14 protein-coding genes and 1 tRNA gene are annotated in these 13,583 nt (G+C 65.9%); 8 read left to right on the top strand and 7 right to left on the bottom strand.

From position 1 onward, the window contains the following. Window positions 1–127 precede the first annotated feature (127 nt). The 3 genes from fusA to rpsL form a co-directional block, all read right to left on the bottom strand. Entirely contained in the window at window positions 128–2,203 is a 2,076-nt protein-coding gene (gene fusA / locus GGQ89_RS01695; protein ID WP_056430756.1) for an elongation factor G, read from the bottom strand. A gap of 147 nt (window positions 2,204–2,350) precedes the next feature. Next, window positions 2,351–2,821, bottom strand: a complete 471-nt coding sequence (gene rpsG, locus GGQ89_RS01690) for a 30S ribosomal protein S7 (RefSeq protein WP_042491196.1) — start codon at window positions 2,819–2,821, stop codon at window positions 2,351–2,353. Between the two features lie 66 nt (window positions 2,822–2,887). After that, window positions 2,888–3,259, bottom strand: coding sequence for a 30S ribosomal protein S12 (rpsL, locus tag GGQ89_RS01685; RefSeq protein ID WP_007406072.1), 372 nt, complete (start codon window positions 3,257–3,259; stop codon window positions 2,888–2,890). Between the two features lie 305 nt (window positions 3,260–3,564). On the opposite strand from rpsL, the gene GGQ89_RS01680 reads away from it, so the two are divergent. Next, window positions 3,565–3,640: transfer RNA gene (locus tag GGQ89_RS01680), tRNA-Trp, on the top strand. Between the two features lie 190 nt (window positions 3,641–3,830). Here GGQ89_RS01680 and GGQ89_RS01675 read toward each other — a convergent pair. The 4 genes from GGQ89_RS01675 to GGQ89_RS01660 all read right to left on the bottom strand — a co-directional run bounded on the left by GGQ89_RS01675 (window position 3,831) and on the right by GGQ89_RS01660 (window position 6,895). Then, complete coding sequence (locus tag GGQ89_RS01675) at window positions 3,831–4,139, bottom strand: hypothetical protein (RefSeq protein WP_184103613.1); 309 nt, start codon at window positions 4,137–4,139, stop codon at window positions 3,831–3,833. Window positions 4,140–4,254: 115 nt separating this feature from the next. Continuing rightward, complete coding sequence (locus GGQ89_RS01670) at window positions 4,255–4,932, bottom strand: DUF1013 domain-containing protein (RefSeq protein WP_056431378.1); 678 nt, start codon at window positions 4,930–4,932, stop codon at window positions 4,255–4,257. Between the two features lie 157 nt (window positions 4,933–5,089). Next, on the bottom strand, window positions 5,090–5,794 hold the full coding sequence (locus GGQ89_RS01665) for a hypothetical protein (protein WP_240456565.1): 705 nt from the start codon (window positions 5,792–5,794) through the stop codon (window positions 5,090–5,092). Window positions 5,795–5,887: 93 nt separating this feature from the next. Next, window positions 5,888–6,895, bottom strand: a complete 1,008-nt coding sequence (locus GGQ89_RS01660) for an NAD(P)H-quinone oxidoreductase (RefSeq protein WP_184103610.1) — start codon at window positions 6,893–6,895, stop codon at window positions 5,888–5,890. 127 nt (window positions 6,896–7,022) lie between these two features. On the opposite strand from GGQ89_RS01660, the gene GGQ89_RS01655 reads away from it, so the two are divergent. The 7 genes from GGQ89_RS01655 to coaD all read left to right on the top strand — a co-directional run bounded on the left by GGQ89_RS01655 (window position 7,023) and on the right by coaD (window position 13,527). Beyond that, entirely contained in the window at window positions 7,023–7,217 is a 195-nt protein-coding gene (locus tag GGQ89_RS01655; protein ID WP_056430762.1) for a DUF1192 domain-containing protein, read from the top strand. Between the two features lie 188 nt (window positions 7,218–7,405). Beyond that, complete coding sequence (clpA, locus tag GGQ89_RS01650) at window positions 7,406–9,724, top strand: ATP-dependent Clp protease ATP-binding subunit ClpA (protein WP_056430765.1); 2,319 nt, start codon at window positions 7,406–7,408, stop codon at window positions 9,722–9,724. A 156-nt stretch (window positions 9,725–9,880) separates the two neighbouring features. Beyond that, on the top strand, window positions 9,881–11,662 hold the full coding sequence (locus tag GGQ89_RS01645) for a sensor domain-containing diguanylate cyclase (RefSeq protein WP_240456564.1): 1,782 nt from the start codon (window positions 9,881–9,883) through the stop codon (window positions 11,660–11,662). Then, complete coding sequence (locus GGQ89_RS01640; RefSeq protein ID WP_082442044.1) at window positions 11,659–11,838, top strand: hypothetical protein; 180 nt, start codon at window positions 11,659–11,661, stop codon at window positions 11,836–11,838. Before GGQ89_RS01645 ends, GGQ89_RS01640 begins: the two co-directional genes overlap by 4 nt. A 47-nt stretch (window positions 11,839–11,885) precedes the next feature. Beyond that, window positions 11,886–12,125, top strand: a complete 240-nt coding sequence (locus GGQ89_RS01635) for an exodeoxyribonuclease VII small subunit (RefSeq protein WP_007406073.1) — start codon at window positions 11,886–11,888, stop codon at window positions 12,123–12,125. 2 nt (window positions 12,126–12,127) lie between these two features. Next, the gene (locus GGQ89_RS01630) at window positions 12,128–13,027 is read left to right on the top strand and encodes a farnesyl diphosphate synthase (RefSeq protein ID WP_184103607.1); all 900 of its coding nucleotides are present in this window, start codon (window positions 12,128–12,130) and stop codon (window positions 13,025–13,027) included. Further along, window positions 13,024–13,527, top strand: coding sequence for a pantetheine-phosphate adenylyltransferase (coaD, locus tag GGQ89_RS01625; protein WP_056430774.1), 504 nt, complete (start codon window positions 13,024–13,026; stop codon window positions 13,525–13,527). The genes GGQ89_RS01630 and coaD overlap by 4 nt, the downstream gene beginning before the upstream one ends. Window positions 13,528–13,583: the final 56 nt, after the last annotated feature.

The raw sequence follows: 13,583 nt of genomic DNA, 5'->3' as shown, positions 1-13,583 counted from the left end.
TACCTTCTGAATCGAATTCGGTGCCGCATCCGAGGCCACGCGAACGCGGCCCCATAGCGGGTGTTTGAAGCGATTGCCAGCCCCTAGCGTGTCCGCACCCCCGGTTGCCCGGGGGCGCGGGAGACGCTTAGGCCATCTTCGCCTTGACCTCGTCCGCAACGTTCTGCGGCACTTCGTCATAGTGCGAGAACTGCATCGAGTACTGCGCACGGCCCTGGGTGAACGAGCGGAGCGCGTTCACATAGCCGAACATGTTCGCCAGCGGGACCATCGCCTCGACCGTCTGCGCGTTGCCGCGCGTGTCGGTGCCCTGGATCTGGCCACGACGGCTGTTCATGTCGCCGATGACGTCGCCCAGATAGTCTTCCGGGGTCACGACTTCGACCTTCATGACCGGCTCGAGCAGCGTGATGCCCGATTTCTGGGCCGCTTCGCGCATCGCGCCACGGGCACAGATTTCGAACGCCAGCGCCGACGAGTCGACGTCGTGGTACGCGCCGTCATACAGCAGGACTTCGAAGTCGATGATCGGGAAGCCGACCAGCGAACCGGTTTCCGCGGTTTCACGGAAGCCCTTCTCGATCGCGGGGATATATTCCTTCGGAATGTTACCGCCCTTGATCTCGTCCTTGAAGACGAAGCCCGAACCACGCTCGCCCGGGGTCAGCTTGACCTTGACGCGGCCGAACTGGCCGGTGCCGCCCGACTGCTTCTTGTGCGTGTAGTCGATGTCGACCGGCTTCTTGAGGTATTCGCGATACGCCACCTGCGGCGCACCGACGTTCGCCTCGACCTTGAACTCGCGCTTCATGCGGTCGACCAGGATTTCGAGATGGAGCTCGCCCATGCCCTTGATGATGGTCTGGCCCGACTCGGCGTCCGAGGTCACGCGGAACGAGGGGTCCTCGCGAGCGAGACGATTGAGCGCGACGCCCATCTTCTCCTGGTCGGCCTTGGTCTTCGGCTCCACCGACAGCTCGATCACGGGCTCGGGGAATTCCATACGCTCCAGGATGATCGGGGCGTTCTGCGCGCAGAGCGTGTCACCGGTCGTGGTATCCTTGAGGCCCGCCAGCGCGACGATGTCGCCGGCATAGGCTTCCTGGATGTCTTCACGGCTGTTCGCATGCATCAGCAGCATGCGGCCGATCTTTTCCTTCTTGTCCTTGACCGAGTTCAGGACCTGCGACGAGGTCTCGAGCTTGCCCGAATAGATACGGGCGAAGGTCAGCGAACCGACGAACGGGTCGTTCATGATCTTGAACGCCAGCGCCGAGAAGGGCTCGGTGTCCGACGAAGGACGCTCGTCCGGCGTCTCGCCGTCGAGCTTCACGCCCTTGATGGCCGGAACGTCGAGCGGCGACGGCAGATAGTCGATGACCGCGTCGAGCAGGGGCTGCACGCCCTTGTTCTTGAACGCCGAGCCGCAGACCACGGGGACGAACGCCATTTCCAGCGTGCCCTTGCGGATCAGCGCCTTGAGTTCGGCGACCGAAGGCTCGTTGCCTTCCAGATACGCTTCCATCGCGGCATCGTCCTGCTCGACGGCCATTTCGATCAGGTCGCTGCGATACTTCGCGGCCTTCTCGGCCAGCTCCTCAGGAATGTCCTGATATTCGAACTTCGCGCCCAGCGACTCTTCGAGCCAGATGATCGCGCGGTTCTCGACCAGGTCGACGAGACCCTTGAAGCCGCCCTCGATGCCGATCGGCAGATACAGGACCGCCGGACGCGCGCCCAGGCGCTCGATGATCGAGTTCACGCAGAAATAGAAGTCGGCGCCGGTGCGGTCGAGCTTGTTGACGAAGCACATGCGCGGCACGCCGTACTTGTCGGCCTGACGCCACACGGTTTCCGACTGCGGCTCAACACCCGCCACGCCGTCGAAGCAGGCGACCGCGCCGTCGAGCACGCGGAGCGAACGCTCCACTTCGATGGTGAAGTCGACGTGCCCGGGGGTGTCGATGATGTTGATGCGGTTGTCGTTCCAGAAACAGGTCGTCGCGGCCGACGTGATCGTGATGCCGCGCTCCTGCTCCTGCTCCATCCAGTCCATGGTGGCGGTGCCTTCGTGCACTTCGCCGATCTTGTAGGACTTGCCGGTGTAATAAAGAATGCGCTCGGTCGTGGTCGTCTTGCCGGCATCGATGTGCGCCATGATGCCGATGTTGCGATACTTCTCGAGCGGATGGCTGCGGGCCATGATCGATCTTCCTCAAGCGTAGGGGGGAGCCGGTTGGCCCGGCTCCCCCTTATATAGGCTGTTTGCGTGACCAGCGGAAGACCGCCGGCACCGCACCCTGAAAAGGTTGCGGCAGACCGGAAAATATTCCGGTCCGCCGCAAGACCCTTACCAGCGGTAGTGCGAGAAGGCGCGATTCGCTTCCGCCATGCGGTGCGTATCTTCGCGCTTCTTGACCGCGTTGCCGCGGTTGTTCGCAGCGTCCATCAGCTCACCCGACAGACGGGCGGCCATCGTGTTTTCCGAACGGGCGCGCGACGCGCCGATCAGCCAACGGATGGCCAGAGCCTGGGCACGCTCCGGACGGACTTCGACCGGAACCTGGTAGGTCGCACCGCCGACGCGGCGCGAACGGACTTCGATGCCCGGCTTGATGTTGTTCAGCGCATCGTGGAACACGCCGATCGGATCGCGCTTGGCGCGCGTCTCGACGGTTTCCAGAGCACCGTAAACAATGGCTTCGGCCACGGACTTCTTACCGTCCAGCATGACCGAATTCATGAACTTCGACAGGACCTCATCTCCGAACTTGGGGTCCGGCAGAATTTCCCGCTTTTCGGGACGACGACGACGAGCCATTCTCGTATTTCCTTACAAAACTTCAGCCTTTGATGGTCGAGGAGCCTCGGAAGAGGCCCGACCGGCTTACTTCGGACGCTTCGCGCCGTACTTCGAGCGGGACTGCTTGCGATCCTTCACGCCCTGCGTGTCGAGAACGCCGCGCAGCACGTGGTAACGCACGCCGGGAAGGTCGCGCACACGGCCGCCGCGGATGAGCACCACCGAGTGCTCCTGCAGGTTGTGGCCTTCGCCCGGGATGTACGAAATGACTTCGCGGCTGTTGGTCAGACGGACCTTGGCCACCTTGCGAAGTGCCGAGTTCGGCTTCTTCGGGGTCGTCGTGTAGACACGGGTGCAAACGCCGCGCTTCTGCGGGTTCTGCTCCATTGCAGGGACCTTGGACTTGGCCTTCTGCAGTTCGCGGCCCTTGCGGACCAGCTGGTTGATCGTCGGCATTGAAGCCTTCACCTTTCCATGAGGTTACTTTGCTGGAGCCATCACAGCACTTCGGAATACAAAAAGGGGCCTTCGCGGCTTTCGCCCGGCCCTCATTCGCATCCAGCAATGTTCAAGCTTGCCCGACGGATAAGTCCCGAATCCCGAGAAATTCCCTTCGTGCAGCGGCGGGCTATACGCGGGAGTCGGCCGATGGTCAATGTCGGCGCGGGAGGAGCCTGCAGGCGTCGGCGATGCCAATCGCGAAAATAGTGAAACAGGCTATTGCCCCGACGGCGCAGCCGGGCTAATGGCGGCCGCCTCGCAGGAGTGTAGCTCAGTTGGTAGAGCATCGGTCTCCAAAACCGAGGGCCCACGGTTCGAGTCCGTGCACTCCTGCCACTTTTCATGACATCGTTGGATTCGCCCACACCGCTTAGGCGGTTAATGCACCTGCGCATTTATCCTCCCCGGTACGGGGAGGTGGCAGACCGAGGTCTGACGGAGGGGGGCTTCCACAAGCGACACCCCTTGCGGCACGCCCCCTCCACCATGCTTCGCATGCCCCCTCCCCGCGAGCGGGGAGGATTGATCAGTTCACCGGTCGCGATCCCACGCCCGGCGGAGTTGCGGGGTCCGCTTCGTCGATCTCGTCGCCCCGGTTGCCGCCACCGGCCCCTGCCCCGCTGCCATGCACCTCGCCCGTCTTTGGATCGACGGAGGCCCGCTTGCCATTGTCGTCCGGCAGCGACGTATCCGCATTACCGTCCCCCGGCGCGGGCGGGGTGGTCGTCACGCTGCCCGAGGGTTCGGCACGCCCCATCGCCTGCTCGTCGTCGCGGTGATAGGCTTGGCCGCTATGGCCGCGATCATGGTCGAAGGGCTTTTCCTGCTCGGACATGCATGGTCTCCTTTGGCCTCGTTCAACGGGGCTGGGGAGACGCCGTTCCCCCAAATGCAAAAGGGGCGCCCACCGCCAAGGTGGACGCCCCTTTTCGTCAGACTGTCGCCTGCGCTCAGCTGCGGAACAGCGAGTGCGGGTCGATCACGTCGTCATGATGGCCGACCGAGTCGACGTCGCGGCTCTGCTGCTCGCGCTCGGCGCGCAGCGAGGCGAGCAGGGCTTCGCGGTCGCCTTCCAGACGGGTGTCGGTCGGCTGCGCATCGGCATTGCCGCCGGTCGCCTTGGCCGCCTTCGCCACCGCCGAGTCCAGCTCGCGCTGGGTGGTCAGGCCCAGGGTCACCGGGTCCTTCGGCGTGATGTTGGCGATGTTCCAGTGGCTGCGGTCGCGGATCGCGGCGATCGTCGTGCGGGTCGTGCCGATCAGGTTCGAGATCGCGCCGTCCGAGATTTCGGGATGGTTGCGGATGATCCAGGCGATGCCGTCCGGCTTGTCCTGCCGCTTGCTGACCGGCGTGTAGCGCGGGCCCTTGGTGCGGCGGACCTGCTCGGGGCCCTTGGTCATCTTCATGCGGTAATCGGGATTGGCCTGCGCCTTCTCGATCTCGCTCTGGGTCAGCTCGTGCGCACGCACGGGGTCACGGCCGGTCAGCTTGGTCGCCGCCGTGTCGTCGGCGATCGCCTGGACTTCCAGGATGTGGAGGCCGCAGAAATCCGCGATCTGCTCGAACGAGAGCGACGTGTTGTCGACCAGCCAGGAAGCGGTCGCATGGGGCATGAGCGGCTGGGCCACGGGGATCACTCCAGTCGGAAAATAAAAGGGCCGCCCCTCACCGGAGCGGCCGTAGCTGCGACAAATCTAATGAAAGCCGTCCCCGAGAGCAAGGTGCGCTGCCACAAACTGCCGGGACATGGCGCGATAGACGTTGGCGACGCCCGCGTCCAGCCGGTCAATTGTCGTCGTCGAATCGCCCGAAAGGCAGCGATTGCGAGGCGAGCGCGCGCGTCTTCTGCCCGTCCCCGGCGCGCAGCGAGGCCAGGACCGCGACACAGGCGCGTTGCAGGATGCGGTCGATCGGCGTCACCGTCCCGGCGCGCACCGCCGCCTCCGCCAGGGCCCGGCCGCGCGGATCTCGGGGGTCCAGCTCCAGCCGCAGCAGCGCCGACAGCCCCGGAAACAACGCCCGGTCGCCGCCCAAGGCGATCGCCCGGTCGAGCGAGGCGAACCCGACGCTCCGCTGCGCGCCCAGCGCCGCGCGGCCGACGATCGCCCCCAGTTTCTTGACTGCGCCGATATGCCAGGCACCCAGCGCCAGTTGCGCCTCGGCATCGCGCGGATTCTGCGCCACCAGCGCCTCGAACTGGCGGCGGGCGGCGATCGCGTCGCTGCGATTGCCGGTCAGCTTGGCGCGGTAGCCGAGCGCGGTGGCCCGCATCAGCAGGGACTCGTGATCGTCGGGCGTCCGCTTCAGGGCGTTGGCCGCCACCGTATAGGCACTCGAAACGCGGCGCAGCGCGCTCGCCTCGTCGGAATCGCCGAAGGACGCCTGGGTCAGCAACTCGCGAGCCGATTGCGCCCGGGCCGGAGCCGCCATCGCCAATCCGGCCGCCAGACCCATGCAAACCAGCCCGATCCGGCCACCACTCTGCACCATCGCCATCCCCCATGGACTCGGCGCGGGGAGACGGCCGATCCGGTCGTTCGATCCGTTGCAATCTTTTGCAGCGGGATCAAGACCGGCGTCTGGTTAGTCGGCTGCGGCTCCTTCCGCCGCCCCGTCTATCGTCAGGACGATCTTGCCCAGATGGTCGCCCGCCTCCATCCGGCGATGCGCCTCGGCAGCTTCGGCCAGCGGGAAGCTGCGATCGATGACCGGGCGCAACCGCCCCTCCTCGACATGCGGCCAGACCAGCCGCGACAATTCGTCGGCGACCATCGCCTTGAAATCCCGGTCGCGCCCGCGCAGCGTCGAGCCGGTCAGGATCAGGCGGCGGCGCATGATCTCCCAGATCGGGATTTCCGCCTTGGCGCCGCGCTGCACCGCGATCGAGACGTGGCGGCCATCCTCGGCCAGGCATTTCAGGTTGCGTGGCACATAATCGCCGCCGACCATGTCGAGCACGATGTCGACGCCGCGCCCCTCGGTGAAGTCCTTCACCGCCTCGACGAAATCGACCGCCTTGTAGTTGATCGCCTTGGCTGCGCCGAGCTTCTCGGCCGCCGCGCATTTCTCGTCCGAGCCCGCCGTGACGATCACGGTCAGCCCGAAGAGGCGACCCAGCAGGATCGCCATGGTGCCGATGCCGCTGGTCCCGCCATGCACCAGCAGCGTGTCGCCCTGGTCGGCATAGGCGCGCTCGAAGACATTGGTCCACACGGTGAACAGCGTCTCGGGCAGCGCGGCGGCCTGCACCATCGACAGGCCGTGCGGCACGGTCAGGCAATGGTCGGCGACCGCCACCGCATATTCGGCATAGCCGCCGCCGCCGATCAGCGCGCAGACCGGCTGGCCGAGCATCTCGGGCCCAACGCCCTCACCGACCGCGACGATCTGGCCCGCAATCTCCAGCCCGGGGATCGAGGGCGCGCCCGGCGGCGGCGGGTAGAGACCCTGGCGCTGCATGACGTCGGGCCGGTTCACCCCGGCGGCGGCGACGCGGATCAGCACCTCGCCCTCGCCCGGATGGGGCGTCGGGCGCCGGACAGGCACCAGCACCTCGGGACCGCCCGCCTCCGCGGGGTCGATGGCGGTCATCTCCTTCGGGATATCGCCGATCCCCATTCCCTCGCCAAATGCGTGCACCGGCTGCCATCCCCCATCATCGGCTCTCGTCCCACCGTTATTGACATCGGCGGCGACCGGGTCAACGCTGCATCCCATTATGGAACAGGACGATTCTCCGATCCGCCTTCCCGACGCCCTGGCCGCGTTGGTCCAGACCGATCTCGATCCGCTGTCGCTCGCCGAGCTGGAGACGCGGATTGCGGTGCTGGAGCAGGAGATCGCGCGGACCCGCCGCCACATGGAGCGCGCCACGCTCCACCGCGCCAGCGCCGACGCGCTCTTCAAGCGGTGACGCGCATGGGCCTCACCCGGCGCGTACGCACCGAGGCGGTCCCCTCTTCTTCGCACAATGTTTTTTGCTTCGCGCGATACGCTTTGTTCAGCGGCCGCGCGTTACACCCGCTTGATGCCGGGCCTCCCCGTCCCGACATTGGTCGAAACGAGGCGTCAGTCCATGACGCTTCGGAAGGAGTATCGTAGATGCCATCTTTCGCCCCCGCGCTCGAGACCACGCTTCACAAGGCGCTGGAAGCCGCGACCGTGCGGCGCCACGAATATGCCACGCTGGAGCACCTCCTCCTCGCGCTGATCGACGACGACCATGCTTCCAAGGTGATGGAAGCGTGCCATGTCGACACGGGCGAGCTGAAGGCGACGGTCGCCCAGTATCTCGACACCGAACTCGACGCGCTGAAGGTCGAGGCGGCGACCGACCCCTCCCCCACCAGCGGGTTCCAGCGCGTGGTCCAGCGCGCGATCCTGCACGTCCAGTCCTCGGGCCGCGACGAAGTGACCGGCGCGAACGTGCTGGTCGCGCTGTTCTCCGAGCGTGAATCCTATGCCGTCTATTTCCTGCAGCAGCAGGACATGAGCCGCCTGGATGCCGTCAGCTTCATCAGCCACGGCGTCGGCAAGGGGGGCGCGACGAGCGAATCCACCCCGCCCAAGGGCGTCGAGGAGGAAAAGCCCGCCAAAGCGCCTGAGAAGGGCAAGGCGGAGAGCGCGCTTAAGCAGTTCACCGTCGACCTCAATGAAAAGGCCAAGATCGGCAAGGTCGATCCGCTGATCGGGCGCGGCCCCGAAGTGGACCGCACCGTTCAGATCCTGTGCCGCCGGTCGAAGAACAACCCGCTCTATGTCGGCGATCCCGGCGTCGGCAAGACCGCCATCGCCGAGGGCCTGGCGCGCAAGATCGTCGAGGGCGACGTGCCCGAAGTGCTGCTCAACGCGGTCATCTATTCGCTCGACATGGGCGCGCTGCTGGCGGGCACGCGGTATCGCGGCGATTTCGAGGAGCGGCTGAAGGCGGTCGTCAACGAACTGGAGAAGCTGCCCCACGCGGTGCTCTTCATCGACGAGATCCATACCGTCATCGGCGCGGGCGCGACCAGCGGCGGGGCGATGGATGCGTCGAACCTGCTCAAGCCTGCTTTGTCGGGCGGCACGATCCGCTGCATCGGCTCGACCACCTATAAGGAGTTCCGCAATCACTTCGAAAAGGACCGCGCCCTGCTGCGCCGGTTCCAGAAGATCGACGTGAACGAGCCGACGATCGAGGATACGATCAAGATTCTGGCGGGCCTGCGCTCGGCGTTCGAGGATCATCATCAGGTCAAATATACCCCCGATGCGATCAAGTCGGCGGTCGAGCTGTCGGCGCGCTACATCAACGACCGCAAGCTGCCCGACAAGGCGATCGACGTGATCGACGAGGTCGGCGCGATGCAGATGCTGGTGCCGGTCAGCAAGCGCAAGAAGACGATCACGCCCAAGGAAATCGAGGCCGTAATCGCCACCATGGCGCGCATCCCGCCCAAGAGCGTGTCGACCGACGACCGCCAGCAGCTGGAGACGCTGGAGACCGACCTCAAGCGCGTGGTGTTCGGCCAGAATGCCGCGATCGAGAACCTGTCCTCGGCGATCAAGCTGAGCCGGGCGGGCCTTCGCGATCCGGACAAGCCGATCGGCAACTATCTGTTCACCGGCCCCACCGGCGTCGGCAAGACCGAGGTCGCGCGCCAGCTGGCGACGATCCTGGGCATTCCGCTCCAGCGGTTCGACATGTCCGAATATATGGAGCGTCACTCGGTCAGCCGGTTAATCGGTGCCCCTCCGGGCTATGTCGGTTATGACCAGGGCGGTCTGCTGACCGATGCGGTCGACCAGAATCCGCATTCGGTGCTGCTGCTCGACGAGATCGAGAAGGCGCATCCCGATTTGTTCAACATCCTGTTGCAGGTGATGGACAATGGGAAGCTGACCGATCACCACGGCAAGACGGTTGATTTCCGCAACACGATCCTGATCATGACGACCAATGCGGGCGCCGCCGACATGGCGCGCGAGACGGTCGGCTTCGGCACCCTCACCCGCGAGGGCGAGGATGAGCAGGCGGTGCAGAAAATGTTCACGCCGGAATTCCGCAACCGCCTGGATGCGATCGTGCCCTTCGGGTACCTGCCGCCCGAAGTTGTGGCGCGGGTGGTGGACAAGTTCATCCTCCAGCTCGAACTCCAGCTGGCCGACCGTCACGTCCATATCAGCCTGGACGAGGCGGCGAAGAGCTGGCTCACCGAAAAGGGCTATGACCGGTTGTATGGCGCGCGTCCGATGGGCCGCCTGATCCAAGAGAAGATCAAGCAGCCGCTGGCCGAGGAACTGTTGTTCGGCAAGCTGGTCCATGGCGGCGAAGTGACGGTGAAGATGAAGGACGGCGCGCTGTCCTTCGCGATCGAACCGGCGGCGCCCAAGAAGCCGCGCAAGAAGGGCGGCAAGCCCGCCGCGATCGACGCAAGCTGATCGACTGCACCGAAATGGTGACGATTGAAGAAGGGCCGGGTGGCGACACCCGGCCCTTTTCATGTGCATTTTGGATTGTCTCATCCATGAGGCGCGGTGATACATGTAAACTGTGTTACGCGGCTGTTAACTCTATTTTCGGCCTTTCGCAGACAGATGGACCACATGAAGGGCGCTTGGCCGATCACGATAGGCGCGTTGCTGCTGGCGGTGCTGGCAGTCCTGTGGCCGTTGGCGGACGCCCAGGCTCAGGTCGGCCAGAGCCTGACCACCTGTATTCGCCCGATCCGGGCAGGCGACGATGCCCGCACGCAACTGACCCGGCCGCGCGGTTTCGACTGCACCGGCGACCAGTCCGCCTATGGCGTCGGCGATTTCTGGGTCCTGTCGCAACCGCTGCCGCCGGTGGCGGGCGACCTTCGCGACCGGCTGGCCGTCAGCTTCGCCAGCACCTGGCAGGACGCGACGGCGCTGCACATCCTGTATGCCGACGGGAAAATCCGTACCGTCGCCTTCACCAGCGCGACGACCGCCCCCTATCTGCTGCTCGGCCCGATGATCGCGGTGCCCCTGCCCCATGAGGGGACCCGCCCCGTGCGGATCCTGTGGGAGGCGCATGGGGCGGCCAATATGCGCGGCGTCGTGCGCGGCGCCCGGATCGGCATCCATGCCGACATGCTGGCCGTCGAGTCCTCGCTCGGGCTGATCTATGGCGTCATCATCGGCGTCGTGGTCGGCCTGGCGGTGTACAACATGGCCCTCTGGCCAGCACTCCGCCAGCCGCTCCAGCCGGTCTATTGCCTGCTGCTGTTCTTCATCACCGGCTATACCCTGTCCTCCTCGGGGCTGATCGGCCAGTGGCTGCCCTGGCTCGACAATAACGAGCGGCATCGATGGAACGCGATCATGCTGGGCGGGGTCGCCATGACCCTTGTCATCTTCTCGCGCCATTTCTTCGAACGAAAGGTGTTCGCAGGCTGGCTCGACCGCATGGCGGTCATCTGTTTCATCCTGATCGCCATTCCCAACATCGCCTTCGCCCTGCTCGCCCCGCGCTGGATCATCGCGCTGGATCAGGCGGTGCTGATGGGCTTCATGGTGCTGCTGGTCTTCCTGATCGCGGTGCTGGCGCGGGCCTGGCGGCGGCGGAGCAATTTCCTTTGGGCCTTCGCCATCGCCTGGGGCACGCCGATCGGGCTGGCGATGTTCCGGGTGCTCAATGCGCTGCACCTGATCGAGTGGCGGCCCTGGATCGACCAGTCGACCGTGTTGTCGATGGGCGTCGAGGCGCTGATCGCCAGCCTGGGCGTCGCCTATCGCATCTATCTGCTCAGCCGCGAGCGCGATCTGGCGCGCGCCGACGAGCGGGTGGCGCGGCGTCTGGCCGATACCGATCCGCTGACCGGGCTGTTCAATCGCCGCGCCTTCCTGGAGCAGGCGATCGGACGCAGCGGGCCGCAGACGCTGATCCTGGCGGATATCGATCATTTCAAGCGGATCAACGACACGCTGGGCCATGACGGCGGCGACGAGGTGCTGCGCATCTTTGCCCGGACGCTGGGCGAGGCGGTGGGCCTCGACATGCTGGTCGCCCGGATCGGCGGCGAGGAGTTCGCGCTGCTGGCCGATGCCGAACGCGCGCCCGACCCCGAGACGCTGCTCGCCCGGCTGCGCGGCACCAGCTATCCCTCGGGGCTGACCGTCACCGCCAGTTTCGGCCTATGCACCGGCCCGATTGCCGACGAATCGGACTGGCGCCTGTTGTACCGCGAGGCGGATCAGGCCCTGTTCGCCGCCAAGGACGGCGGGCGCGACCGCGCCTGCTGGGGTGTCCCGATCCCCCTTGCGCCGCCGCCAAGCGGCCTATTGCCCGCCATCCGCCCGCATCGTAAGACGGTGCGCAAGGGGAGGGGACTGTGCGCGAACGGCGGATCATGATGGCTGGACTGGTGCTGGCGCTGATCGCGCTGGCCTATCGCCATCCCACGGCCGATGTCCGCCTCATCACCCACGACCTCACCGACCGCTCGCCCCGCCGGGTACAGGCCGCGCTCGACCTGGGCCTGTTCGGTGTATCGTTTCTCTACACCTGGACCGTCAACCGCCTGCGCTAAGCGCGACGCTGCTTGCGAACCCGCCGGGCGTGACGCATAGCGGCGTCATGGATACGCCCATCGAAGAACTGACGTTCGAGGACGCCCTCAAGGAATTGGAGAGGATCGTCGGCCGACTGGAAAGCGGCGAAGCGACGCTCGACGAATCGATCCGCCTCTATGAGCGCGGCGATCGTCTGCGTCAGCGCTGCGCCGAACGGCTCGACGCCGCCCAGGCCCGGATCGAGGCGATCCGCCTCGACGCCGAGGGCAAGGCCGCGGGCACCCGCCCGTTTCAGGCGGGTTGAGGGTGACGCTCGCCGCCACCACCCTGCCCGAGGCCTTGGCCGAAGTCGCAGAGGATATCGACCGCCGCTTTGCCGAGCTGCTCGCCGATCCGGGCGATCCGCGTGCCTCGCTCTATGCCGCGATGCGCCATGCCGCGATCGGCGGCGGCAAGCGGCTGCGCCCGCTGCTGGTCTTCGCCACCGCGCATCTGTTCGCGGTCGACCGCGATTGCGCGGGCTGGGTCGCGACCGCGCTGGAGGCGATCCACGTCTATTCGCTGATCCATGACGATCTGCCCGCGATGGACGACGACGATATGCGGCGCGGCAAGCCGACCGTGCACAAGGCGTTCGACGAGGCGACGGCGATCCTGGCGGGCGACTGCCTCCATGCGCTGGCCTTCGAGATTCTGGCCGATCCGTCGACCCATGCCGACCCCTTTGTCCGTTCCGAGCTGATCCTCGACCTCGCCCGAGCCTCCGGCCCCAGCGGCATGGCGGGCGGGCAGCAGATGGACCTGGAGGCCGAGCGGCAGGTCTTCGACCTCGCCACCGTCACCCGGCTTCAACAGATGAAGACCGGCGCGCTGATCTGTGCGGCGGTCGAGGCGGGCGCGATCCTGGGTCGCGTGCCGCCCGAGGGTCGCACCCATTTGCGCGGCTATGCCCATGACCTGGGGCTGGCCTTCCAGATCGCCGACGACCTGCTCGACGCCGAGGGCGACGAGGCGGCGGCGGGCAAGAAGCTGCGCAAGGACCAGGATGCGGGCAAGGCGACCTTCCTCAGCCTGCTCGGCGTCGAGCGCGCCCGCGAACAATGCCGGATGCTGGTCGATCAGGCGATCGCGCACCTACGCGACTATGGCCCCGAGGCCGATCTGCTTCGCGCCATCGCCGCCTATGTGGTGGAGCGCGACCGATGACCCGGATCGGCGTCTATCCCGGCACCTTCGATCCCGTCACGCTGGGCCATATGGATATCATCCGGCGCGGCGCGAAGCTGGTCGACCGGCTGGTGATCGGCGTCACCACCAACCCGTCCAAATCGCCCATGTTCACGCTGGACGAGCGGATGGAGATGGTCCGGCGCGAGGTCGCCGATGTCGCGGGCGAGATCCATGTCGTCGCCTTCGATTCGCTGCTGATGGATTTCGCCGAGCGCGAGGGCGCAAAGGTCATCGTACGTGGCCTGCGCGCCGTCGCCGACTTCGAATATGAGTATCAGATGGCGGGCATGAACCAGCAGATCAATCCGCGGGTCGAGACCGTCTTCCTGATGGCCGATGTCGCGCTGCAACCCATCGCCAGCCGGTTGGTCAAGGAAATCGCCATGTACGGCGGCAACATCGCCAAGTTCGTGACGCCCGCCGTGTGCGAGGACGTGGTCGCGCGCGTCGAGAAGATCGGCCGCAAGGGCTCCTGATATCCTCCCCGCTCGCGGGGAAGTGGCAGGGCGAAGCCCTGACGGAGGGGGGCTTC

It is taken from the genome of Sphingomonas yabuuchiae, assembly GCF_014199595.1.
GTDB classification, from domain to species: Bacteria; Pseudomonadota; Alphaproteobacteria; order Sphingomonadales; family Sphingomonadaceae; genus Sphingomonas; species Sphingomonas yabuuchiae.
This window is presented reverse-complemented; position numbering and strand designations above follow the sequence as displayed.